Source organism: Imtechella halotolerans, from assembly GCF_028743515.2.
Lineage (GTDB): Bacteria > Bacteroidota > Bacteroidia > Flavobacteriales > Flavobacteriaceae > Imtechella > Imtechella halotolerans.
The window spans coordinates 418,601-441,693 of sequence record NZ_CP117969.2; the positions used below are offsets into that span (position 1 = coordinate 418,601).

The 23,093-nt window shown below is 33.1% G+C and carries 19 protein-coding genes and 2 tRNA genes; 16 read left to right on the plus strand and 5 right to left on the minus strand.

What is annotated here, in order from left to right; genetic code table 11:
* Positions 1–68 precede the first annotated feature (68 nt).
* Positions 69–152, plus strand: a tRNA-Ser gene (locus PT603_RS01935).
* Between the two features lie 17 nt (positions 153–169).
* A tRNA-Pro gene (locus tag PT603_RS01940) sits at positions 170–244 on the plus strand.
* Between the two features lie 126 nt (positions 245–370).
* On the opposite strand, the gene PT603_RS01945 is transcribed toward PT603_RS01940, so the two are convergent.
* A complete protein-coding gene (locus PT603_RS01945) occupies positions 371–961 on the minus strand; it encodes a hypothetical protein (RefSeq protein WP_040488649.1) in 591 nt (196 codons plus the stop codon).
* A gap of 490 nt (positions 962–1,451) precedes the next feature.
* On the opposite strand from PT603_RS01945, the gene PT603_RS01950 reads away from it, so the two are divergent.
* Positions 1,452–2,516, plus strand: a complete 1,065-nt coding sequence (locus tag PT603_RS01950) for a Fic family protein (protein WP_008238607.1) — start codon at positions 1,452–1,454, stop codon at positions 2,514–2,516.
* Positions 2,517–2,883: 367 nt separating this feature from the next.
* Here the strand turns inward: PT603_RS01950 and PT603_RS01955 are convergent, their stop codons facing one another.
* Positions 2,884–3,195 carry a hypothetical protein gene (locus PT603_RS01955; RefSeq protein WP_008238609.1) on the minus strand — a complete coding sequence of 104 codons (312 nt, stop codon included), beginning with the start codon at positions 3,193–3,195 and terminating at the stop codon, positions 2,884–2,886.
* Positions 3,196–4,633: 1,438 nt separating this feature from the next.
* Between PT603_RS01955 and PT603_RS01960 the strand changes: the two genes are divergently transcribed.
* From PT603_RS01960 to PT603_RS01985, 6 genes are all read left to right on the plus strand, one after another.
* Positions 4,634–6,445: a hypothetical protein gene (locus PT603_RS01960; protein WP_155805590.1), complete on the plus strand. Its 1,812-nt coding sequence runs from the start codon at positions 4,634–4,636 to the stop codon at positions 6,443–6,445.
* Between the two features lie 824 nt (positions 6,446–7,269).
* A complete protein-coding gene (locus PT603_RS01965; RefSeq protein WP_008238622.1) occupies positions 7,270–8,037 on the plus strand; it encodes an outer membrane lipoprotein-sorting protein in 768 nt (255 codons plus the stop codon).
* Positions 8,034–9,257 carry an ABC transporter permease gene (locus tag PT603_RS01970; RefSeq protein ID WP_008238631.1) on the plus strand — a complete coding sequence of 408 codons (1,224 nt, stop codon included), beginning with the start codon at positions 8,034–8,036 and terminating at the stop codon, positions 9,255–9,257. The genes PT603_RS01965 and PT603_RS01970 overlap by 4 nt, the downstream gene beginning before the upstream one ends.
* Before the next feature lie 2 nt (positions 9,258–9,259).
* On the plus strand, positions 9,260–10,477 hold the full coding sequence (locus tag PT603_RS01975; protein WP_008238633.1) for an ABC transporter permease: 1,218 nt from the start codon (positions 9,260–9,262) through the stop codon (positions 10,475–10,477).
* 4 nt (positions 10,478–10,481) lie between these two features.
* On the plus strand, positions 10,482–11,180 hold the full coding sequence (locus PT603_RS01980; RefSeq protein ID WP_008238639.1) for an ABC transporter ATP-binding protein: 699 nt from the start codon (positions 10,482–10,484) through the stop codon (positions 11,178–11,180).
* Positions 11,181–11,183: 3 nt separating this feature from the next.
* Complete coding sequence (locus PT603_RS01985) at positions 11,184–12,329, plus strand: hypothetical protein (RefSeq protein ID WP_008238640.1); 1,146 nt, start codon at positions 11,184–11,186, stop codon at positions 12,327–12,329.
* A gap of 73 nt (positions 12,330–12,402) precedes the next feature.
* Here the strand turns inward: PT603_RS01985 and PT603_RS01990 are convergent, their stop codons facing one another.
* From PT603_RS01990 to PT603_RS02000, 3 genes are all read right to left on the minus strand, one after another.
* On the minus strand, positions 12,403–12,816 hold the full coding sequence (locus tag PT603_RS01990; protein WP_008238642.1) for a hypothetical protein: 414 nt from the start codon (positions 12,814–12,816) through the stop codon (positions 12,403–12,405).
* 30 nt (positions 12,817–12,846) lie between these two features.
* A complete protein-coding gene (locus tag PT603_RS01995) occupies positions 12,847–13,560 on the minus strand; it encodes a hypothetical protein (RefSeq protein WP_008238643.1) in 714 nt (237 codons plus the stop codon).
* Positions 13,561–13,656: 96 nt separating this feature from the next.
* Positions 13,657–14,706 (minus strand): ligand-binding sensor domain-containing protein, encoded by a 1,050-nt coding sequence (locus PT603_RS02000; RefSeq protein WP_008238645.1) that lies wholly within the window; start codon positions 14,704–14,706, stop codon positions 13,657–13,659.
* An 816-nt stretch (positions 14,707–15,522) separates the two neighbouring features.
* Between PT603_RS02000 and PT603_RS02005 the strand changes: the two genes are divergently transcribed.
* The 7 genes from PT603_RS02005 (at position 15,523) to PT603_RS02035 (ending at position 23,079) form a co-directional block, all read left to right on the plus strand.
* Entirely contained in the window at positions 15,523–16,833 is a 1,311-nt protein-coding gene (locus tag PT603_RS02005; RefSeq protein ID WP_008238647.1) for an OmpA family protein, read from the plus strand.
* A 2-nt stretch (positions 16,834–16,835) separates the two neighbouring features.
* Complete coding sequence (locus PT603_RS02010) at positions 16,836–17,558, plus strand: hypothetical protein (protein ID WP_008238649.1); 723 nt, start codon at positions 16,836–16,838, stop codon at positions 17,556–17,558.
* A gap of 189 nt (positions 17,559–17,747) precedes the next feature.
* Positions 17,748–19,049 carry a hypothetical protein gene (locus tag PT603_RS02015; protein ID WP_008238651.1) on the plus strand — a complete coding sequence of 434 codons (1,302 nt, stop codon included), beginning with the start codon at positions 17,748–17,750 and terminating at the stop codon, positions 19,047–19,049.
* Positions 19,050–19,098: 49 nt separating this feature from the next.
* On the plus strand, positions 19,099–19,815 hold the full coding sequence (locus PT603_RS02020; protein WP_008238653.1) for a hypothetical protein: 717 nt from the start codon (positions 19,099–19,101) through the stop codon (positions 19,813–19,815).
* A 17-nt stretch (positions 19,816–19,832) separates the two neighbouring features.
* Positions 19,833–20,492 (plus strand): hypothetical protein, encoded by a 660-nt coding sequence (locus PT603_RS02025; protein ID WP_008238655.1) that lies wholly within the window; start codon positions 19,833–19,835, stop codon positions 20,490–20,492.
* 59 nt (positions 20,493–20,551) lie between these two features.
* Positions 20,552–21,172 (plus strand): LuxR C-terminal-related transcriptional regulator, encoded by a 621-nt coding sequence (locus PT603_RS02030; RefSeq protein WP_008239903.1) that lies wholly within the window; start codon positions 20,552–20,554, stop codon positions 21,170–21,172.
* 11 nt (positions 21,173–21,183) lie between these two features.
* Positions 21,184–23,079, plus strand: a complete 1,896-nt coding sequence (locus PT603_RS02035; RefSeq protein WP_008239904.1) for a tetratricopeptide repeat-containing sensor histidine kinase — start codon at positions 21,184–21,186, stop codon at positions 23,077–23,079.
* Positions 23,080–23,093: the final 14 nt, after the last annotated feature.

The following is a 23,093-nucleotide window of genomic DNA, read 5'->3' on the forward strand; positions in this document are numbered from 1 at the left end:
GCGTCCTATGGGGCTTTCTGCTACATTTGCAACCGCAATTCAGAAGAAAACGTTCTTTTAAAAATATAGGAGAGGTGCCGGAGTGGTAACGGAGCAGATTGCTAATCTGTCGGCGGGTAACTGTCGCCAGGGTTCGAATCCCTGTCTCTCCGCTTTTTCTATGAATTTTCGGGGTGTAGCGTAGCCCGGTCATCGCGCCTGGTTTGGGACCAGGAGGTCGCAGGTTCGAATCCTGCCACCCCGACTAGCCTAGGATAGGCAACAAATAAGAACACTGTTAATCGTTTAGATTTTCAGTGTTTTTTGTTTTTATTCATTTGTTTGAATTCATTTACAACTAAATATTAGGGATCAAGACTAAATGTTGTGTTTACGCAAATATTTTGGTTAATCTATATAGGAAGAATTCTATATACTTTTCAATTAGATATCCCAAAACCACTTTGGAAAAGTGATCCATTAAAATTTGGATGTAATGTTTCACGCCGTCATGAGTTTTAAAAATCGTGACATCTGCACACCACACCTCATTGGTTTTTGTCGTTTTAAGCGGATTATAATTATTAGGTTTTTTCATGATGTTGGTACCAGTAAAACTTAATATATTACAGTATTTGTAAAAGGTGGACAGTCCACAGTAAAGATTATTATCTCTAATAGCTTTTAGATAAATGGAAGATTTCGACCAGAATCGATATGTATCATGATTCATATAGTTTTTAATGGTGCGTACTTCGTTTGTTAAGAGTTTATTCTGTATTTTTCTGGTGCACCATTTGTAATATGAAGCTTCACATTTATGAACAAGGATGGTTTTGTAGTTTTCAAAAGAGCTTCTTGAGATATCGATAACTTTTAGAGCTTTATTTATAGGAACGCTATGTTTTATTGATTCTACACTGTTAACCACCAATTCCATGTTGTTTTTAATAAGGGATTTAAAACCTTTAACGTTAGACATAATATGGATTAAGGTGTCGGAGAGTTAAAAATAATATTCGATTTTAGTTTTAATTATAGCAGACTGATTAAAACGTTTAATTAAATCGACTTCTTGATTGATAAATTCAGAAAGTTCGCAGCCTTTATATTTGCTTTCAGATTCTTGTTTCCATCGGGATATGTTAGAACTAGGGATGTCATTTTTTAAATTTTCGGGAATATGCGCTTCTAAACCTAATCTGTAATAATGCTTTAGATAGGTGTCTCAAGATTGACGTTTTAAACTGGATTGAATTTAGATAAGGATATTTTATTGGTAAAATTCAGAATTAAAGTCAAATTATCGATAAGGGAATGCCTTAGATTTGTTAAGGTTAAAACACAAGTGAATATAGTTTTAATCCAGTTTTCAATTGATAATTGTTGTATTGGATAAAATTGGATATGAATTGGATATATCCAAAAGAAATAAATACATATATTTGTAATTGGATAAAATTGGATACAAAATGGATATATCTAAAAAAATAGCTTTTCAACCAACAATATTTCAGGATATCATGCAAAAATTAGGTATCGTAGATACGTTTAAAGGAGGTTGGAATCTTATAGAAACCAAAGAGAAGCGTTATTTAAAAGAGTTGCGTGATATTGCAACTATTCAAAGCATTGGTTCATCTACTAGAATTGAAGGGGCTACACTCACCGATGAAGAAGTAAAGAAATTACTTAAATCAGTTGAAATAAACAAATTGGATAAGAGGGAAGAGCAAGAGGTTGTTGGCTATTATGAAGCTTTGGAGCTTATATTGAAACATTATGAGGATATAGACCTTTCAGAACGTTATCTTCACCAATTACATTCTGTACTATTAAAATACAGTAGTAAAGACCAACGGCATAAGGGGCAGTACAAAAATCTTTCCAATCAGGTGGTTGCTAATTATCCTGATGGAGAACAAAAGGTTATATTCAGGACTACCGAGCCACATTTAACAGCTGGAGAAATGTACGATTTAATTGTATGGACTAACGAGCAATTAAAAGAAAAGAAATTGCACCCCATACTAATAACATCTGTATTTGTATATGAGTTTTTATCGATACACCCATATCAAGACGGTAATGGCAGGTTGTCTCGTTTGTTAACAACATTTTTATTATTAAAACAAAAATATAATTTCATTGAATATGTGTCTTTTGAGCATGTTGTAGAAATCAGAAAAGATATGTACTATCGAGTGTTAATGGAAACCCAAAAACATAGAGGTACAGATGATGAAATACTGGATCGATGGGTAGTTTTTTTCTTGGATTGCCTCATAGATCTTACTGATAAATTGAAAACTAAATACGAGACATATAATAATTTAAAAAGTAGTATCAATGAAAGACAAAAGCAAGTATTAGACTATATTAATGAAAACAAGACTATCCAAATAAAGAATTTGGAAGAAAACTTGTCTGATTATTCTAGAAATACACTCAAGAAGGATTTACAATATTTAGTGCAGGAAGGTTTTATATTGACTACAGGTTCAGGGCGAGGTGTACGTTATCATGCTAAGGAATAGAAAAAGCTCCATATAACTAATTTATGGACTATTTTGACAAAATTTAATAAGTGAATGTCACAAACTCATTTGGCTATGTCCTATAGAGTGTCCTTTTTGATGATTTGGATTTTAAGTAATGGAAATACAATGGATTGGGTTCTGTTTCGGAATCCTGCCACCCTGACTAGCCTAGTATAGGCAACAAATAAGAACACTGTTAATCGTCTAGATTTTCAGTGTTTTTTGTTTTTATGCATTTGTTTGGATTCATTTAAAACTAAATATTATGGATTAATATCATTTTTGAACCGCCATATACGTGACCCGCACGTATGGTGGTATGAGAGGCGCACCTTGAACTTAGCGTTCATGGCCGTCTACTTGATTATGAGCTTTTTAAGATTAATATTTTCCTGCCAGAAATACTGTCGTTATCTATTTTAAGGCTGTACTTATCAATTTTCAAAGTATCTGTGATTCTTTGAAAATCTTCTACAGGGTATTCTCTGTTATCGATTATTAATTTTTGGATGTTTTTAACATTCTCAGAATTAAGAATATTTTTAAGGACTCTTGAGTCATTTATAGGTTGATAAGCAGGGAGTTCTGTATATTCTATGTTTTGTTGCTTAGATTTACAGCTTAATGCAAAAATGAAAAAGGATATAAATAATAACAAATAAACGAAATTTCTCATAATTATAAATTTATGCTACGTTGCTCCATCCACAGTCATTCAATAAGTATTGAGTAGCGGCATCGGCTGGAATAAAAAGTTGTACACAATTATCATCAGTTATTATTGTTCCAAAAACGAAACAGTCGTACCCATCATACCAATAGCCCCTCTTAATACTTCCTTCACACCCAATTCTCGTACTGTAAGAATTTTTATTTTTATTATATGTTTTCTCAACTATTGCCTACGGCACTTGATTCGTTCCAGAATTCATAACTTCAATTACCTCTAATTCATCTGATTCCATATTAAGGGGAAGAATTGAAATTAGCTCTACTTCGTAGGTTTGAAAAGAAGTTGAATTCTTAGCTTCTATATTTGTATTCTCAAATTTTAATACGATTGTACTACCTACAATTGCGTTTCTTCGGTTTCATTTGAGCAAGAAAAAACGAAAAAGTTAACTATACTAAAACTGCTTTAATTTTCATAAATTTTACTTTTAAATGGTTAATGATTGTGGGATCGTTTAATTTTAGATTCACTAAGATAGTTATTTTTCTTACACTTTTAGATTTAATTACGCATAACTTATTGTTAACCATATATAAATAAAAAATTATTTTTAGCATGTTTCATATATGATAAACTGCTTTAAAAATATAAAAGAAGCTATTTTTGATGAATGGACATTATTTTGTTTTGTGTACTTGACAAGCAAGTGATGTCAAGTTTTTAACTCCATAAACTTGACATTTAAAATTATCCCGACCTTTGCACTATGACTTTGGCAACTCAAATACGCAATAGGTTTGGTAATTAAATACTATGAAAAATGGATTGTTATTATCGGGGAACTTTCGTGTTTTTATGGTAACAAAATACATTGACTGATAGGAACAGGTTGTGTCAAGAGACCTCAAAAGCCTACAAACTAGGATTTATTAAAGGAGACCTATTCGGTTACCTTTCTTGATAGCTTACTTACTAATAATAATATAATCAACCAATTAGATTTGTGGCAGAAAATCCTGCCACAACAACTAGTCTAGGATAAGCAACAAATAAGAACACTGTTAATCGTTTAGATTTTCAGAGTTTTTTGTTTTTTATGCATTTGGTTAAATTCTAAGGTGTACTACTTAGATTTTCTTCTCATAATTGCTAAGATAAAAACTTATGTCCAGTGTAATATAGGAAGTCCAATTTTATACAAAGATCACACTCTTAAGTTAAAATCAATCACATCTTTTGAGATTGAGCCGTTTTTCCTTTTATATTTAAATTGGAAATTGAAACCAAATTTTTGATGCCTATAGATGAGCGGAATATGTTATATATTATTGTAGTTGCAAATTTTGGAAAAATGGGAATATACTAGATTGATCCAAAAATTAGGAGTAACTATTAAAACTCCTCTATGGTACTCATAAATTTAGAAATAAAGACTTCTTGGATGAAAAAATATCTTATACCAATTCTTCTTATAATTTTAAGTGGTTGTGCGAAACAAGTAGTAGGTGAATATACGTATGCTCCATGTGGGAGTATTTTGAACCAAACATATATTAGTGACTCACTTGACCTTTATATGACGACATTTGGAGATACCGACATTAACTTATCTAGGAAGGGATATCCTGGACTAAAATTGAAAAAGCAAATTTTTTTATTCAACAATAGTGATAAAAAGAACGGATTTGATATAAATATTTTTCAATTTACATCACTTGAGGAATATGAAAAAAAGATTCTTGACAGAAATCTAAAAAGTCTGACATTTTATAAGATTGACAGTAACAGGAAATCAGATTCATCATTCATGGTTCATTATCAAAAGAAGAACAAAGAAATCATTGAAAGAATAGTGAAATTGGATGAAAACTCCTTTCTGAGAATAGTAGCCAGTGCAAACCAGAATTCAAACATCATTAACACAGATTACCTGAAGCATATTACGGAAGAGCAGATGAAACTGTCAAAAATTGGAGTTTTTAAAGAACTCCAATCCTATAAAAATAACTTTTTTGTCCTTAGAACTAAGCTCGATAGCCTCTTTAAAAATAATCCATCATACCAAATCCGATATTTACAAAAATTATATCCGGCTGCCCAGATTACTGATACCATGAGTTGGCAAAGGCTTTTAATTGAATATGTAAATTTATACAATTCGATAGGTAGCTATGGCAATTCTTTACATCATTTAAAGATGTATGAACAATTATCCAAGAAAAACAAAGCTCCGTATAAAGATGTAGGAACCAATATTACACTTCAAAATTTAGAAGAATTTATTAATTCTCAGGATTCAAATTTAGATGTTATCATTTTGAACGATGACCATTCTTATCCTAGATCCAGATGGGTTGCTTCTCTTTTTTTGGATTTGCTTAGGGAAAGGGGATTCAAGTACCTTGCCGTCGAAACACTTACCAACTGGAAGGATAGGGATTTTGTTACTGTTATAAATTTTGGAGATGGTTATTATTCGGAAGAGCCAACGTTTAATATATTTCTGCGTTTAGCCGTTGAAAAAGGCTTTAAATTGATTCCATACGAAAATTATGAAGCCTGCCAACCTTTTACCGAAGAGGATAAAAATGATCGGTTTTTTTGCTCGAATTTTAGGGAGTACAACCAAGCTAAAAACATTGCAAAAATTTTTGAAAATGAACCTGAGGCCAAAGTGTTCGTTTATGCAGGCCATGGTCATGGAAAGAAAATAAAGTCTGGGTCTTTCAATCCAATGGGAAGTGTTTTATCTGAGATGCTTTTAGATAAAAAGATTGTAAGTATAGATCAAATTAGTTTTATGTCTAGAATAGGTCAAGATCAGAACTATTTAAAAGAATTGAGAAAAGAATGGGAATCACTTGAACCTAATTTTTTGATAATTGAAAATTCTAATGAATATTTTACTTTGAATAAGGGGTATGATGCAATGTTATTACATCCTGAAATAAATTTTGAATCCCAAGACCCAAAAGAATTCTCTAAATGGTTTTATTCAAAAAATAAGATTAATAATTCTAAGATTAAAATTTTAAAGAATAGGGAAGCTCATAGAATAAAAGTCTATATTCAGGATAGTAAGGTTATTGATGAATGTCGTCAAATGCCGGTTTTCCAGTTTAATGAGATCCTGAAGGATGATCTTGAGATTTTCCTTCCTTCTCAGTTCAAATATGTTATTAATTTTTACGATAAATACGATAATTTAATCAACTCTAAATCCGTTAACCCAAATGCTAGTAATTCTAAGTAATGAAATGTAACAATCAACGGATAACTTAATTGATTGGATTTTGGTAAAAAAAGTTCCATTTTATAGAATAAATTTTGACGAATTGGCACCCACCATTGAAGGTTTAAAATTTGATACCGTAAGCGGATCTAGAATCGATAAAATGTGGGCTGACATCCATAAGTAATCAGCGAGAAAGATATTAGTAAGAGCATCAACTTAATTATTCGGAAAATCTTGGGAATGCTCTTGATATTTAGGTATTATGATGTTGATATTTAAGTATTCATAAATGAGAAGTGGTTTCTGCCACCCCGACTAGCCTAGGATAGGCAACAAATAAGAACACTGTTAATCGTTTAGATTTTCAGTGTTTTTTGTTTTTTTGCATTTGTTTAAATTTAAGGTGTACTATTTAGATTTTCTTCTCATAATTGCTAAGATAAAAACTAACTAACATTTTCTCTCATCTTTATGTCCAGTCTAATATAGGAAGTCCACTTTGCAGTTTCTTAATTCTCTAATATCCTCTGACGAATTTTTGTGTTCCCTATTTGTGTTGAATGAAACTTCAAAATATACAATTCATTGCCTTCATTTTAGTTTCAGAAAGATTTTGCAAACAGTGATCTTTTCAAATTAAGTGCATCCTATCAAATTTCAGATTACTTCGCAATTTGGGCTGAATTTTAATAATAAACGAGGTATTAAATATACTGCTCATATCCTGTTTGAAAACAGCAATTAAAGTCACCTCCTTTAATACATGTCTTTATGTGGTAAATTTTTTAAACCTCTGATATAAATCATTTTATATTGTTATTTAATCATTTAATTTTAAGCATATGAAAAGATATATAAATAGGTTTTTTTTAGTTTTTGTAATCGCTTTGATGCTGCCAAAATCATTGTTATCTCAACAAGTTCTTACGGCAAAAGAAATAGTTAAGAAAGCAGATGATAACATGAGAGGTAATACTTCTATAGCAGATATTACCATTGTCATCGTCAGGCCAACATGGAAAAGAGAATTGAGTATGAAAGCCTGGACTAAAGGAGAGGATTATTCAATGATTTTGATTACAAGTCCAGCTAGGGAAAAAGGGACAGTGTTTTTAAAGCGAATCAAGGAGGTTTGGAACTGGATTCCAGCCATAGAAAGGAATATTAAATTACCTCCTTCAATGATGTCTCAAAGCTGGATGGGCACCGATTTCACCAATGATGACTTGGTAAAAGAGGCATCTTCCGTTTCAGATTATGAACATACACATTTAGGTAAAGAAGTAATAGCTGGTAAAGAATGTTATAAAATTGAAATGGTACCCAAAGCCTCAGCTGCTATCGTATGGAAAAAGGTAATTGTCTGGATAGACACTTCTGATTTTTTACAATTGAAGGCTGAATTTTATGATGAGGATGGTGAATTGGTAAATAGAATGAATTCCAGCGAAATTAAATTAATGGATGGAAAAAAGATAACATCCAAAATTGAAATGATTCCGGTTGATAAGCCAGGACAAAGTACCGTTATTATTTATAAGAATATCCTATTTAATACACCTATAAACGATGATTTCTTTACAACGAGAAACATGAAACAGCTTAAATGATGTTACTTAAACTAGCATGGTTAAATATTTGGCGTAATAAGCGTAGAACCATTATAACAGCAACCTCCGTTTTTTTTGCTGTTTTATTGGCTATTGTATTTCGCTCCTTAACTGATGGTATTTATGATAACATGATTCATAATGTGGTAAGTTATTCTTCGGGATATCTGCAAATTCATAAAAAAGGATATTGGGATGAACAATCTATAGACAACTCTTTTGAAGAGGATCAAAATCTGTATAAACTATTGCTAGAGACTCCAAAGATTACCCACATTCTACCACGCATACAGACCTTTTCCTTAGCTTCTAATTTGGATAAAACAAAAGGTGTATTAGTTTTAGGAATAGATCCTGTTAAAGAAAAGGAAGTCAATAGGTTACAAGATAAAATAGTAAAGGGTGATTATATTGAGTCTGTTCAGGACAATGGAGTAGTTGTAGGAGAGGGGTTAGCCTCTCAATTTAAATTAAAAGTTAATGATACTTTGGTTTTATTGGGACAAGGATACCATGCCAGTAGTGCAGCTGGCAAGTATAGGGTAAAAGGCATAATAAAACTTGGTTCAATTGAATTGAATAATAATGTGGTGTACATGTCCTTGCAACAGGCACAACAACTGCTAGGTGCAGATAAGCATATCACTTCCATTTCAGTAATACTGGAAAAGGGTACTCATCTGAATACCTTAAAAGGTTCCATACAGAAGTTAATCGGATTGGATACATATGAAGTGATGAGTTGGAAAGAAATGATGCCTGAGTTGGATCAATTTATTGAAGCGGACAGTTCTGGGCATTATATTATAATTGGTGTTCTATATCTCATTATAGCCTTCGGATTATTTGGCACCATTCTTATGATGGTTTTTGAACGTCAACATGAATTTGGAATCTTGATTGCTATAGGGATGAAAAGGGCTTTACTAGCCTTAATGTTACTTTTAGAATCAATTATGATATCCTTGATTGGCTGTTTTTTAGGCATAATTGGTGGGATTTTTATAGTAAAATGGTTTACCATTCACCCCATTCAATTTACGGGGGATTTAAAAGAGGTCTATGAAGATTATGGAATTGAATCCATCATTTATTTTTCAAGTGATGAAAAAGTATTTTTTACACAAACATTAATCGTTTTAGTACTATCAACATTATTGGCCTTGTATTCTGGATATAATGTTATGAAGTTAAAACCTGTTGAAGCCATAAATAGTTAGCTATGTTGTTTCAAATTGCTTGGAGAAATATATGGCGTAATAAAGCTCGAAGCTTGGTAGTTATATGCTCAGTTATTTTAGGTATATGGGCAGGAATATTTATATTGTCATTTGCATGGGGGTTATATCAAAATAACATTAATGAATCAATTTACAGACAATTATCTCATATCCAGATTCATCATCCAAAGTTTGGAGATGATTATGATTCGAAATTTACAATTCTAGATGCTGATAAGCTCCTAAGGAAATTTCAATTGGATGAGCGAATCACCTCCGTCAGTTCACGAGTTATTACTACAGGCATGATTTCTTCACCAATAACCACAAGTGGAGTTAAGATCTACGGGATAAATCCATTATCAGAAGTTTCTCAAATCCGATTGGATGAATATGTGAAAGAAGGAACTTATTTTGGATCAGGAAAAGAAAATGAAATCCTTATTGGAGAGAAACTAGCCAAAAAACTCAAAGTAAAAGCTAAAAGTAAAATAGTTTTGACCTTCTCAAATATCCATTCAGAGATGATCTCTGGGGCATTCAGAATTGGAGGAATATATAGGTCTAAAAACACCTCATTAGATGAATTAAATGTGTATGTGTTGCAAAAACATTTACAAGGGTTATTAGAGCTCCAACCTTCAGAGAGTAATGAAATAGCCCTGTTAATTAAGGATGATCAAGAGGTGGATGTTATTAAAAAAGAAAGTGAAGAAATGCTTCCAGATGCTAAAATTGAAGATTGGAAGGCGCTTTCTCCAGAATTGAACTTGATCATAGAATCCTTTAATTTATATACCTATATTATTAGTGGTATTATCTTGTTGGCATTACTATTTGGTATTATAAATACCATGTTAATGTCTGTTTTGGAGCGAATTAGAGAGTTGGGAATGTTGATGGCTATTGGGCTTAATAAGCGAAAAATTTTCACTATGATTATGCTTGAGACCTACTATTTAACACTAATAGGTACTCCAATAGGGTTTTTGGTGGGATGGTTAACAGTTACCGTATTAGGGAAAACAGGAATTAATCTGTCCATGTTTTCTGAAGGATTGGCCTCTTATGGATTTAATTCCATGATTTATCCAGCCTTGGACCATGAAAAGTATATGATTATTGTGGTGATGTGCTTAATTACAGCCATAATTTCAGCTGTATATCCCTGTATTAAAGCATTACAATTGAATCCTTCAGAAGCTATTCGAAAAATTTAGTGCCATGTCAAAAACTATAATTGATGCCCACAATGTGAGTAAAACATTTAATCCGGATACCATTCCGGTACATGCCGTTCAAAATGTTCACCTACATATAGAGGAAGGGGAGTTTGTTGCTTTAGTTGGTCCCTCAGGGTCGGGTAAATCTACCTTACTTAATATGATGGGAGGACTAGATTCACCGACACAGGGAACTGTATTTATTGATGGTGTTGAAATTACCAAGTTGCCAGAGAATAGGCTAATAGATTTCAGGTTGCATAATATTGGGTTTGTTTTTCAATCCTTTAATCTGATACCGGTACTAACTGCAAAAGAAAATATAGGATTTGTGCTGCAATTACTACGTATGCCAAGAGTAAAACGAGAAGAGCGTGTATTGACCTTATTAAAAGAAGTTGGTTTAGAAAATAAATTGAATAGTAAGCCTGGTGAACTTTCAGGGGGGCAGCAACAGCGTGTGGCCGTTGCAAGAGCATTGGCTTCAAAGCCTAAAATTGTGTTTGCTGATGAACCAACCGCTAATCTTGACTCAAAATCAGCGGAAAACCTGTTAAACATTATGGCCAAACTCAATAAGGAAGAAAAAATCACATTCCTATTTTCAACACATGATCAACGTGTAATAAGAAAAGCAAGAAGAGTGATCACTTTGGTAGACGGTAAAATTATCTCTGATATAGAACAAACACCATCCTAACACATGAGACGTCAATGGGTAACATATTTAGTTTTACTCTCGCTACATGTAATTAATGCTCAAGAGAATGAAAAACTGATGTTTTCAGGATACTTAAAAAATGTTCAGGAGGTTAGCTTTATTGATAAATTAGATGAACTGCAATGGACCACCTTTTTTCATAATCGGCTAAATTTTAAATATGTTCCTTCCAATAAGACGACCATTAGATTAGAGTTAAGAAACAGGTGGTTTTATGGAGATGAGGTAACGAATAGTGCAAATTTTTCTCACACTATTTCGAAGGACAATGGGATCGTTGACATGTCGTGGAATATCCTTAATGAAGGGAAACTACTTTTTAACACTACAATTGACAGAGCCTTGATTGATTATTCTAGCGGTGATTGGGAGGTTACTATCGGAAGGCAGCGGGTAAATTGGGGAATGAATTTAATTTGGAATCCAAATGATATTTTTAACACCTATAATTTTTTAGATTTCGATTATGAAGAACGACCTGGGAGTGATGCTGTTAGGGTCCAATATTACTTGGGTGATTCACGCAAAATTGAGTTTGCAGCCAAAAAGGGAAAAGGGAATAATGATCATATGGTTGCTGTCATGTATAAGTTCAATAAATGGTTATATGATATCCAGTTACTATCAGGAATTAACCAAGAAGATTGGATAATAGGTGTAGGTTGGGCAGGAAATTTAGATAATGCTGGTTTTAAAGGTGAGTTGTCCTATTTTGTTCCTCATGAAACTTACTTTAATTCTAAAAATGTATTGAGCGCTTCTATATCGGTTGATTATGGCTTTAAGAAGGGTCTTTATATTAATGGTTCCGTGTTGTATAACAGTAGTGGTAATCTAAGTATAACCGATTTAGGATCGTTGGGTTATGGGAACTTAAGTGCAAAAAATTTAATGCCTTATGAGTTTTCAAGTTTTCTACAACTAGCGAAAGAATTTACCCCAATTGTTAGAGGAACCTTAAGCACCGTGTATTCACCATACAATGATGCTGTAATTCTCATGCCTAGTGTAAACTGTTCTATCGATTCTAATTGGGAGTTTGATTTAATTAGTCATTCTTTTTTTGAATTCGAAGAGTCTAGGACTCTTGGAAATAGTTTGTTTCTGAGACTTCGATGGAGCTTTTAAAAGCAGTAAAAAATATAGTGTACTTATCCTATATACTTTACAAGGAACTATCCTTTTGAAGAGCATTTTGGAATTAATAGTTGGGGTCGAATTCTTGATGTACTGATTTTATAATAGCATATTTAATTTGTTCCCTTAGTGCATTACTAATGGTCAAAAAGTCCCGCAAGGATTTCTCTTTGTGCAGAAAATGAGTGTCTTCTAATTGTTCAAAAAGATCCTCAACTCTGTGGTATCCTCTAAGTGACCATTTTTCGTTATCAGGATACATTTTTAATTGAAAAGATTCTTTTAAATAGCGTTCTGATTTCCATAATTTAGTACTCTTCCATTGAACTGACCAGTACAAATTAGCTTTGATAGTAGTAAGTGTAAACTCTTTTTCTGGTATTTCTTGTTGGAGTTCTGCTAAAATTAATTCCAAAAGTTCTGTAAGATTAGAAGTAAGTTTATCTAATTCTTTCTTTTTGTATATATCTGATTCCATGGTGTTAAAAGGTGAACATTATACGAGTGATTAAGTTAAAAGTTCATACATATAATGAGCGATCATTCTCCATAACTCGCTGTCAAACATAATAACTTCTAGACTATGTTCTATAATTATAGCTAAACCAATTATCAATAACGTTGGATGAATTCTTCCTATTGACATCTTATCCCATATGAAGGAAATTACTATTAAACTATCAGCAAGCACTACAGCAAACCAAATATCTGGTCTCTCTATGGAAGGAAAATAATGCCTAAATCGAAACCATGCTGGCCACAAGATTACTATGGTTGACAATAGGAGTAGTCTTTTATGTACCTCTGGCTTATTTCTGTAATATAGGCCACCTAAGACTAATGAAATAAATAGTAGGGCAGAAGTGCCATTTCCAACAATACCTGAAACTGCTGTTTCTCCAAGTCCAAGTTTTAATTCCTTCTCCACAGCGTAAAGGCCTACAGGAATAATTGTAATGGCGACTCCACTTGCAATTAGTAATCCTAGAATTCCCAATTTCTTATGAAATTTGTACTTTTTAGTTTGAATCAGTAGTGATTGAGTAGTGAAAAGAAGAACCCAAAGCAAGGCAAAGGCTCCATGAATATAAACAATGGTTGGAGCTGTAAAACTGCCTTGACTTAAAGGAATAATAAAGGGTCTGGCAAAGCCAATTAGGATAGCTACTAATCCCAAAAGCCCTATAAATAGAAATAAAGAAAGTCTTTTTTTTATATTCATAATTAAAGATGTGACTATTCTATAGTGTATCCCAAATGGTTAGTACTAGCTATTATTCAACATTATATGTAATCAAGATGGGAGGTGTATGTTATGTTACTTCCAAGGTCCATTAGTTTTGACATTTAGGACCTCTCCATCTTTGGTTATTTTATATAGGCCACCTGCACAACCTAGCCAAATTGTACCATTTTTGTCTTTTAAAAAACTCATGGTAGGGTTTGGAACTTGGTAGTTTATAAATTCTTGATTATGGTATTTGTATACGCCATTACGAATGGTACTAATCCATATATGGTTTGATGGATCTCTGTAAATTGCATATACATCATTTTCACTAAGACCACTTATTTCTGGGAATTGCGTAAAGGTTTTAGCATCATATTTGTTTAGACCGCCATTCCCAAATCGTTTAGATTCGTCTGCTAGGTCCTTTTCTGCTACTCTAGTTCCTATCCAAAAATTACCTTCTTTGTCCTGGCAAATGGATTGCACATTATTTGAATTCAAACCTTCTTTAATGGTAAAATGTGAGAAACTGTTTCCATCAAATCGACTGGCTCCGTAACCGTCTCTTCCAAACCAAATAGTACCTTTTGAATCTTCAATAATTGAAGTTATCCAATCCTTTGTGTCTGGATTTATTTTTGTGTCAATTTCTGGATATGGTATTGAAAATTTTTCAAACCGAGTTCCGTCAAACTTGCACACTCCTTTCCAGGTTCCTATCCAAAAGTAACCTTTACTGTCGATAAATAAATTACTAATCATATTACTGCAAAGACCCTCTTTTTCTGAGTAGTTTGTAAATGTCTTCCCGTCAAACTTTGATAGTCCCTCACCTGTGCCAAACCATAAGTTTTTTGAGCTATCTTCAATAATACTTACAATTCGATTACTAGGTAGACCATCATTTTTGGTTAAGTAGACCAATTTGTTTCCATCATATTTTGCAACCCCTTTTTCTAAGGTTCCAAACCATAAATTTCCTTGAGAGTCTTGGAATATCTCTACGACATAGTCTCCAATTTGTGAATGAGTTGTTTGATCTGAAATACTATTTAGTGGTACTCCTTCTTTACTTTTAACACCGGAGTTACATGAAAGGGATAGGGAAGATAATAGTATTAAAAGTATAGATTTCATATTTTCCACATATATATAGTTTACCTCGAATTTCTCATCAACCAATTAATTATTGACCCTGCTATCTCCAATGGTGACTATTTTATTGATTCTTGGTTGAATGAACCAAATACCAATTGGTAATAGACAGATCAAATTAATCTCTTCCAAAAGGTTACTAAAAGTAACAACCCTTTTTAGTTCAGCGGTTATTATGGATCTTAAAACTTTATAGAAAAAATAAAATAGACAAAACACACATGTTAAGTACAGCGGAATACTAAAATGTACTATTTTCTCTACAGTTTTTTAAACACCATTCAAGGCATTGGAAGCTCCAATAATCGTTAAAAGTAACGCTTATAATCCAACGTTGAATTAGGCTAATGTAATGAAAAAGAGAATCTTAAATGTTGAAATTTTGATTTTTATGTCATTTGGGATAAATTTGCATAAGTGTATTCCTACAGGCTAAATCCAGCCGAAAAATATTCCGTAGTGCATTGATAAAGCAAATATGAGCATTTTGAACAGGTTGAAATCATAACTCCAGTTTGGTCAGATACTGCAAACATTATCATTAATGCTATCATTTGAATAAAAAAGGAATCCCAAATAATAATGAAAATAATTACAAATTCTTGGCTCGTAAGAATCTTTCAGTCATAATTTGAGTATATGGTATTTCAATTTTGGTGGCCTAAGTTATTATTTAACTTTTATAATGAATTAATTAGTATCAGGGAAAACCCCTAGATTGAATTTCCATACATCCCCCGAAACAATTTTTTTATACTCAACCGATTTTTGTCTCATGAACATAAATCACCTTGAAGTATGAAAACAACCATCGTTTTTGTGATAAGCGTATTGGCCTTTTGTATAAGTTCCAATGCACAAATTATCAATCCTAAAGAGACTACTAAGCGAAAGGTAGAAGAGCGCACTAATAACACCACCGATAAAACTATAGATCGGGGACTCGATAAAATTGAATCAGGAATAGAAGGCCTCTTTAAAAAGAAAGATAAGAAACAGAAGGATAAAAAAGCGAAACAATCTAAAGTAGGAGATAATGGCTATAATTCGCCAAGTGGGAATGGAGCTACTCCTGAATCAATGCCTGATTTTTCAGCGTATGAAGATTTTGATTTTATTCCAGGAGAGAAAATTCTATTCTTTGACGATTTTTCTCAAAATGTCGATGGAGTCAAACCAGAGGGTTGGGAAGGATTGGCTGAAATTTCTTCAGCAACCGATAGTCAAACTGGACAAAAGGGACTTTCAGTGATTCATGGAGGTGGGTTTTTTCCAACTGCTTTGAAACCATTACCCGAAGATTTTACGATTGAATTTGATGTAATTCTGCAGCCAGAAGTAGCCAATGGAACTCTAGATCTGCGATTTGTCCAAGCTTCAGAAACGAACCTTGCTGATCCGTGGTTTACAAATGCAACTCAGATCTCATTTAGTGGATCATCTCAAATACCTAAAAAAGGCGCCTGTAGTATTGAGCAGAAGGATTCTCAAGGGAATATCATAGATCGTAATGATGCGGAACGCTATTTTACGCAATGGCACACTGATGAAAATCCAAGAGCTAGGATATCAATATCTAAAAAGGGAGATAAAGCCTCGGTATGGATTAATCAAACAAAAATATGGGATGAGGTATCCCTATTTGATACTACTACTAAATACAAATTGACTTTTCATTTTGGCGATTATTTCATAGAAGATATTTCTTTTATGATGACCAATCTGAAAATAGCTACTAATGCGCCGGAGGTTAAAAATGATATGGGAAAAGGAAAATTTAGTACAGCAAATATTCTTTTTGACACGAATAGTGATGCTATTAAACCTCAATCGTTTTCAATTTTAAAAGATATCGCTCAGACATTGAAAGCGTCTCCTGAAATGCGTATTCAAATCATTGGACATACTGATAGTGATGGTAATGCAGACGATAATTTAGATTTATCAACTCGAAGAGCCTTGGCGGTTAAGAACGTACTTTCTAATGTTTTTGATGTGGATGTTTCCCAATATACTACAGAAGGTAAAGGAGAGAGTGAACCACTAAATAAAAATGCAAATGCCTCTGAAAAAGCCCAAAATAGACGTGTTGAATTTGTAAAAATATAACAATGAAAAGATTTTTTATACTAGTGACCTTACTAGGTTTGATAGCTTGTTCTAAAGATGATGACACATCTCAAATAGAAAAAAGTAAACTGATAGATAGCATTAAATTAGAATCAAGAACTACCAATGGTAGTGAATCGTTTATGCTAACATATGAATATGACAGCAATAAATTGATTTCTAAAATTAATTATATAGAAAATGGTGTGCTAGAGAAGTTTTTTAAGTTAATCTATGAAAACCAAATACCCCAATCAACTGATGGGGGTGCTGTAGGGTTTACTTTTGATGGAACTGTATTGAAAAAGTATGAACTCTACTTTGACGAAAGGACTTGTACCTTTTCTTATGATGTGGCACAGAGAATTTATAGGTCATCATGCGAACATTATTTTACCTTAAATAGTTTTTTAGATATCACTTCTAACGATTATTTAGGTAATATTCTAGAATATAGTTTCGAAGATACGGGTAAGAAGGGGCCATTCTTTAATCTTCCAAACAAAGAGTACATGCCAACCACACTTAATGCTTTGCGGTATACTCAAAAGGGTATGTACTTTCAGTCAATTTATCCTGTAAATGGATATTATGATGATAATGCCAACATGTTCATACCATTTACTAATGTATATGATACTGACGGATTTATTTCATCAAGTACGTTTAGGGATAATAATAGGAGTATTGATTTTAAAATAACCTATGTCTACAAAATGATTTGATCCATGCTATGAAAAGGATTCTTATGCTTTTTCTTGGCTTAAGTAACGTCACTGTATGACCAATGAAATTGAAATTCCAGATGGACTATGCACATTCAATTTGCTATTAGCTAGTCCATGGAGGGAGTTTCCTATTATTCTAGTAAAGAAATTTAATCAAATAAAAATCACTCAAAAAAAATTACAATAATGAAAAAATCACTCTTTTTAATAACATTAGTGTTGACAAGTTTGCTCAATGCACAATCACAATTATGGACAGGAACTTATCAAACTAATTTCGGACCAGTAAAATTGATTTCTGAAAATGGATTAATTTATGGTGATTACGCTAATAATGGAACCATTATAGCATACGAGTATGCAGATAGGTATTATTTTGAATTGCATGGGATTTTTTTTAACGGGAATGCAAGAGGTAAATTTGTATGGAGATTTCCTAACAAAGAGTATTTAAATAACAGTGGATTTACAGGGTACTATGCCTATGATAATACGATTACTTTGGGAAAAATGAAGCAGCAGAGTATCCAATATTATTCTAATTTCCCAAATAAGACTCCAGAAATGGCTTGGACAGGAAGACGAACCAATACCACCAAGCCCGTTGACTTAAAAACCGCTGTTTGGAGTGGTAGATGGAATACTACATTTGGTGCCATTGAATTAAATCAGGTTGGAAGTATCGTTTCTGGTAAATACAAGGATGTGGGCTATATTGAAGGTACCTTCAATAAAGAATCAGGCCTATTAAAAGGAACCTTCACTAATGACGGGAAAATGGGGTACTACGAGTTTAAGTTATCAGGGAATAACTATAGTGGAAGATGGGGTTGGAATCCTTCCATGACCGGAGGAAAATGGGATGGTACTAAATTAGAAAAAGTGAATAGTCAATCGGTGGTTTCCTCGTCAACATCAACGACTTCTAGCGCATTAACCGATTCAGATAATGAAATAGTTACAGATCAAAACTCATCAAAAGCGACGTATAGAATTTATCTAAATTCAATAAATGTACCTACTGAACTTGAAGGAACAATGTCAATATCTAATCCTTTACTACACCTATATGGTTTTGTGGGTGTAAAGGTGTTTAGGGTTACAAATTCTGGAAGAGAAGAAATTAAAAGTTTTGGGCAGAAAAGCCAGTACTTTTTTAATAGGGATGAGGACCATGCTTTTTCAGAAAATAGGGAACGAATATACCTTCCTGAAACACCAGCTAACTATAGGGATTTTTATATTTCTACAACAGATATTGCTAATCCTAATGTAGCCATAGAGGTTGAGTTATGGCATCATTTGAAGGGGAAACGTCCAGGTATTAATGCAGATTACGGGAAGACAAGACAAACCCTTACACTCGCGCAATTGCTGGCAGCTCAAAATGCCAAAGGATATGTTGAAATAGGGGCAAGTTGTGAAGTTGGAATATTACAAAATAGGAACAATTCAACCGCTAGATTTAATGTCAAAAGAATACAATAACGCAACATTCATTTAATATGTCTATAAGAACTTAACTAACTATTAAAATATGAAAGCAACTGCTATTATAATACTTCATCTGTTTTTTTTGTCTTTTTCATGTAGCAATACGGGAGGTGTATCGAAATTGGAACAGGAGACTAATGAAGCAATTGAAAAGGCTATTGGTAAAACCTCTGATGAATTCTATGGAAAGTTAGATCAATTATTGACTCTAGAGATTGCCTCAAAGGTTGCTGGATATAGTGCAGATCAGGCTAAAAAAGAATACAGTAAGTTTCTAAAGGATCCTGCGACCCATAGCGTTTCCTATTTATGGGATAAAGGAAGAATTAAAAAGGTAAATAATCCTATCACCAATAAAGCAATGAATGTTCCTATCGATGATTTTGTGAAAATTTCATGGGTGAGAAATACTACTTTAGATAAGTTTAAGTTTGATTATCATACACCTACTGTTGAGGAAATTGAAAAAGCAAATGAAGCAATGGATGCTAAATTAAATGAAATGGTGGGAGAGGGAAAGGTCACTAAAGATCAAGCTGATTTGTCAAAAGGAATGGCAAATGGTCTTATGGAGGGACAATCGTTTATTCCCGTAACTCACCTCGGAGACCATGCCATGTGGAATACTAAGTATAAGCAATTAAAGGTGTTTTATAGAGGTCTGGAATTTGAGATAACAGTTGAAATAAGTGACTCGGAGTCGCTGAATAAACAGAAATCAATAGAAGTAGCCCAAAGAATTATTAAGGAAAATCTATAAGTTAGGCCGAAATAGTTATGAGAGTATTGGTAAACATATGCCTATTTTTATTTGGCGGATTTACAGTGATGATTGCCCAGTCAAAGGACCTGAATTTTACAGAAGCATGGGTTTGGGAGTATATAGATTCTACCAGCATTAAGCAGGAGATGGTTCTTTATAGAGAACCTAAAACAGGAAGCTGGCTTTTTACTTCTGAAGCTTTTGGGAGTACTTGTGAAATGTGCAATTGGTTACTTTTTATGCCTAATGGCAACTGCTATATCTCTTACTTTGATCCAGCTTTAAATGGGATTGAAAAAATAATAGTCCTTTCCTATGAAACTCCGATTTATAAAGCGATTCCATCTAATTGGGAACCAACCGGATTATCAAAATATTTTGGTGAAGAATCTTTTGGTTTTTCAAAATTTACTGGAAAGTCCTATTGTGTCGATTATATAAAAACAAATGAAAAGTCCATTTTCTTTATAACCGACGTTGAATTCAATGTAGCCCCTTTATATGTATTCAATACCTTAGAATTAGAGGCCAAATTACCTATTGACTTTCCCTTGCATTTGCCAGAAAGTATGTTGGTTTTGAGTGAAAGTACGGAATTACCTGATAAAGAAATATCTTATAAATTCAAATATATTTCTCCTACTGAATATTTTATTCAATTGAAAATGAAATAGCTATAGGTCACCAAAAAAAAATGTCTAATTTTAGAATTCTTAAATCTAAAATTGGTTGAATGAAAATTTTACTAGCTGATGATCATTTTTTGGTATTGGATGGTTTAGAAGTGCTTTTATCAACGTTACCTTTTGTTGAAAGTACGACTAGAGCCTTGGATTATTTTTCACTTAGGGAGCAATTAGAAAAGGAAACTTTTGATCTTCTTTTGCTGGATATTCATTTTGGTAAACACGATGGCCGTGAAATTATCCATGAGATTAAAGAGTTGAATTCTAAGATGAAAATTATTGCATTGACTAGTCATTCAGACTCTGTGACAATTAAATCATCTATAAGTGCTGGATTCGATGGGTATCTATTAAAAATTGATGGGAGAGAAGAGATTGAAAGGGCGTTAAAAGCGGTTTTGAATGATCAAAGGTATATTAGTACTAAAACACAACAGTTTTTTTTTGATTCACAAATAGGCAGAAACAAAATTGAATTGACCGAAAGGGAAAAGGAAATTTTGCAGCTAATTGTACATGAGAAAACAACCAGGGAGATAGCTGATATTCTTAATCTTTCGGAGAAAACTATTGAAACCCATAGAGGAAACATCATGTTAAAACTTGAAGTACACAACATTGCTGGGATGGTAAAAAAAGCAATAATGCAAGGGTTGGTACATCTCTAAGAGGAAGAGTTATGAAAGTAATCATTGCATTTTGTCTGATTTTGTTTTCAACATTACCACTTCAAGGACAGGGGTATCAGGACCTACTTATGGGTACTCACAAAGAATTGGTGTTAAAAGGCCTTACATGTTGGTCAGAAGGGGGCGATAATTGTATAGATTACATTACACAAGCCTATAAAACCGCCAAGAATTCGAAGGTTCATTATATGGGTTGTATTGAGGTGGAATTAGGGAAGTCCTATGCCTATTTAAGTGAGTTTGATTCGGCCCAACATTATCTTGCGTTGGCAGAAAATTCATTAAAAAAAATGGATTATTCAGATGTTCGAGTGAAAGATCTTGATGCTGAAATTCAAAATAGCAAGGCAATGAATTTTTATTACGTGGGTAAAATTGATTCCGCTATTGTGTATCTCAAAAAGAATATTGAAATCATAGATCAAATAGGAAATAAAAAATCTTCGGCCTTTGCAAAAATTAATCTTGGAAGTATTTATAGCTCAATTAGTGATTTCTCCTCATCCGCAAGGTATTATTTGAAGGCATACCAGGAGCTTGCGGATCTTAAAACTCTTGACGATAGACGGGTTGCCGTATTAGCTGGTAATTTAGCCAAGGTATATTATGAACTTGAAAAGCGTGATTCCTCTATTCATTGGGCAAAAAGGGCAATGCAATTAGGAAAACAAACGAATAATGTAACGGCTCAATTTTTTGGAAATTATTTAATGGGGGTTAACCTATCCAGAACTCAAGTAGATTCCTCACTTGTATATTTAGAGCAGGCTTACCATTTTGCTAAACAAAGTGGTAGACCCTCCTATTTGGGGATGTATTATATTATCAAAGGGATTGTCTTAGGTGAAATGAAAAGATATGTAGAGGCAGAAGAAAACCTATTGAATGGTGTTGAACTATTAAAGGAACAGCCGGAAGATGAAGATTATATAAGCGCAATTTACAATTTAGGATTAATAGCAAATAAGAGCGGTAATTATGCGGTTTCATCCCATTATCTTAAAGAATATGTCTTGATTAGTGATTCATTAAATGTGGCAAAAAATCAGGAGCTAATTCATGAGTTTCAAACAAAATATGAAACAAAGCAGAAAGAAAATCGGTTGGCGGCTCAGGAATTAAAAATTCAGAAGCAACAATCAAATCTGTTTCTGGCTATTTTAGGAGGTAGTTTACTAGCATCAATTTTGGGAGGGATTTATCTCTATAATCGAAAGTCTCATTCACTCAAGCTAAAACAATTACAACAAGAAAAAGAGAATGCTATATTGAATGCATTTATACGTGGAGAAGAGCGGGAAAGAAATCGTATTTCTCATGATTTACATGATGGAGTAGCTGCCATGATAGGTGCCGCAAAAATGACCTTGGAATCGATTCCTCATTTATCGGAAGATAAACAAATGGAACAATTATCAAAGGTAAAGTCAATATTGGAAAACACGCATGCCGATGTAAGACATATAGCCCATAACCTTCTTCCAACAGTTCTAGAAAAGGAGGGATTAATAAAGGCTACCGAGCAATTTGCATCGGAAGTAAATGAAACAGGGCTAGTTAGAATATTAGTTAAAGATAAGGGAAGTAATGCGCATGAAATTTCTAGTCAGTTTCAATTAATGCTCTTTAGAATTATTCAGGAATTGGTCAATAATATTATTAAACATTCACAAGCCCAGAACGCAATGATAACATTTGGTCGGAATAAAAAAGGATTGATGATTGAAGTGGTAGATGATGGAATTGGATATAATGGGGATATCAATACAGGAAATCAAGGACTTTATGGCATATCGCAACGATTAAAATCAATTGGAGGAGATTTTAAAATTATAAGTAAGCGTGAAAAAGGAACACAAGCCATGGTTGAGGTGCAAGTACCATAAATATGGTATTTATA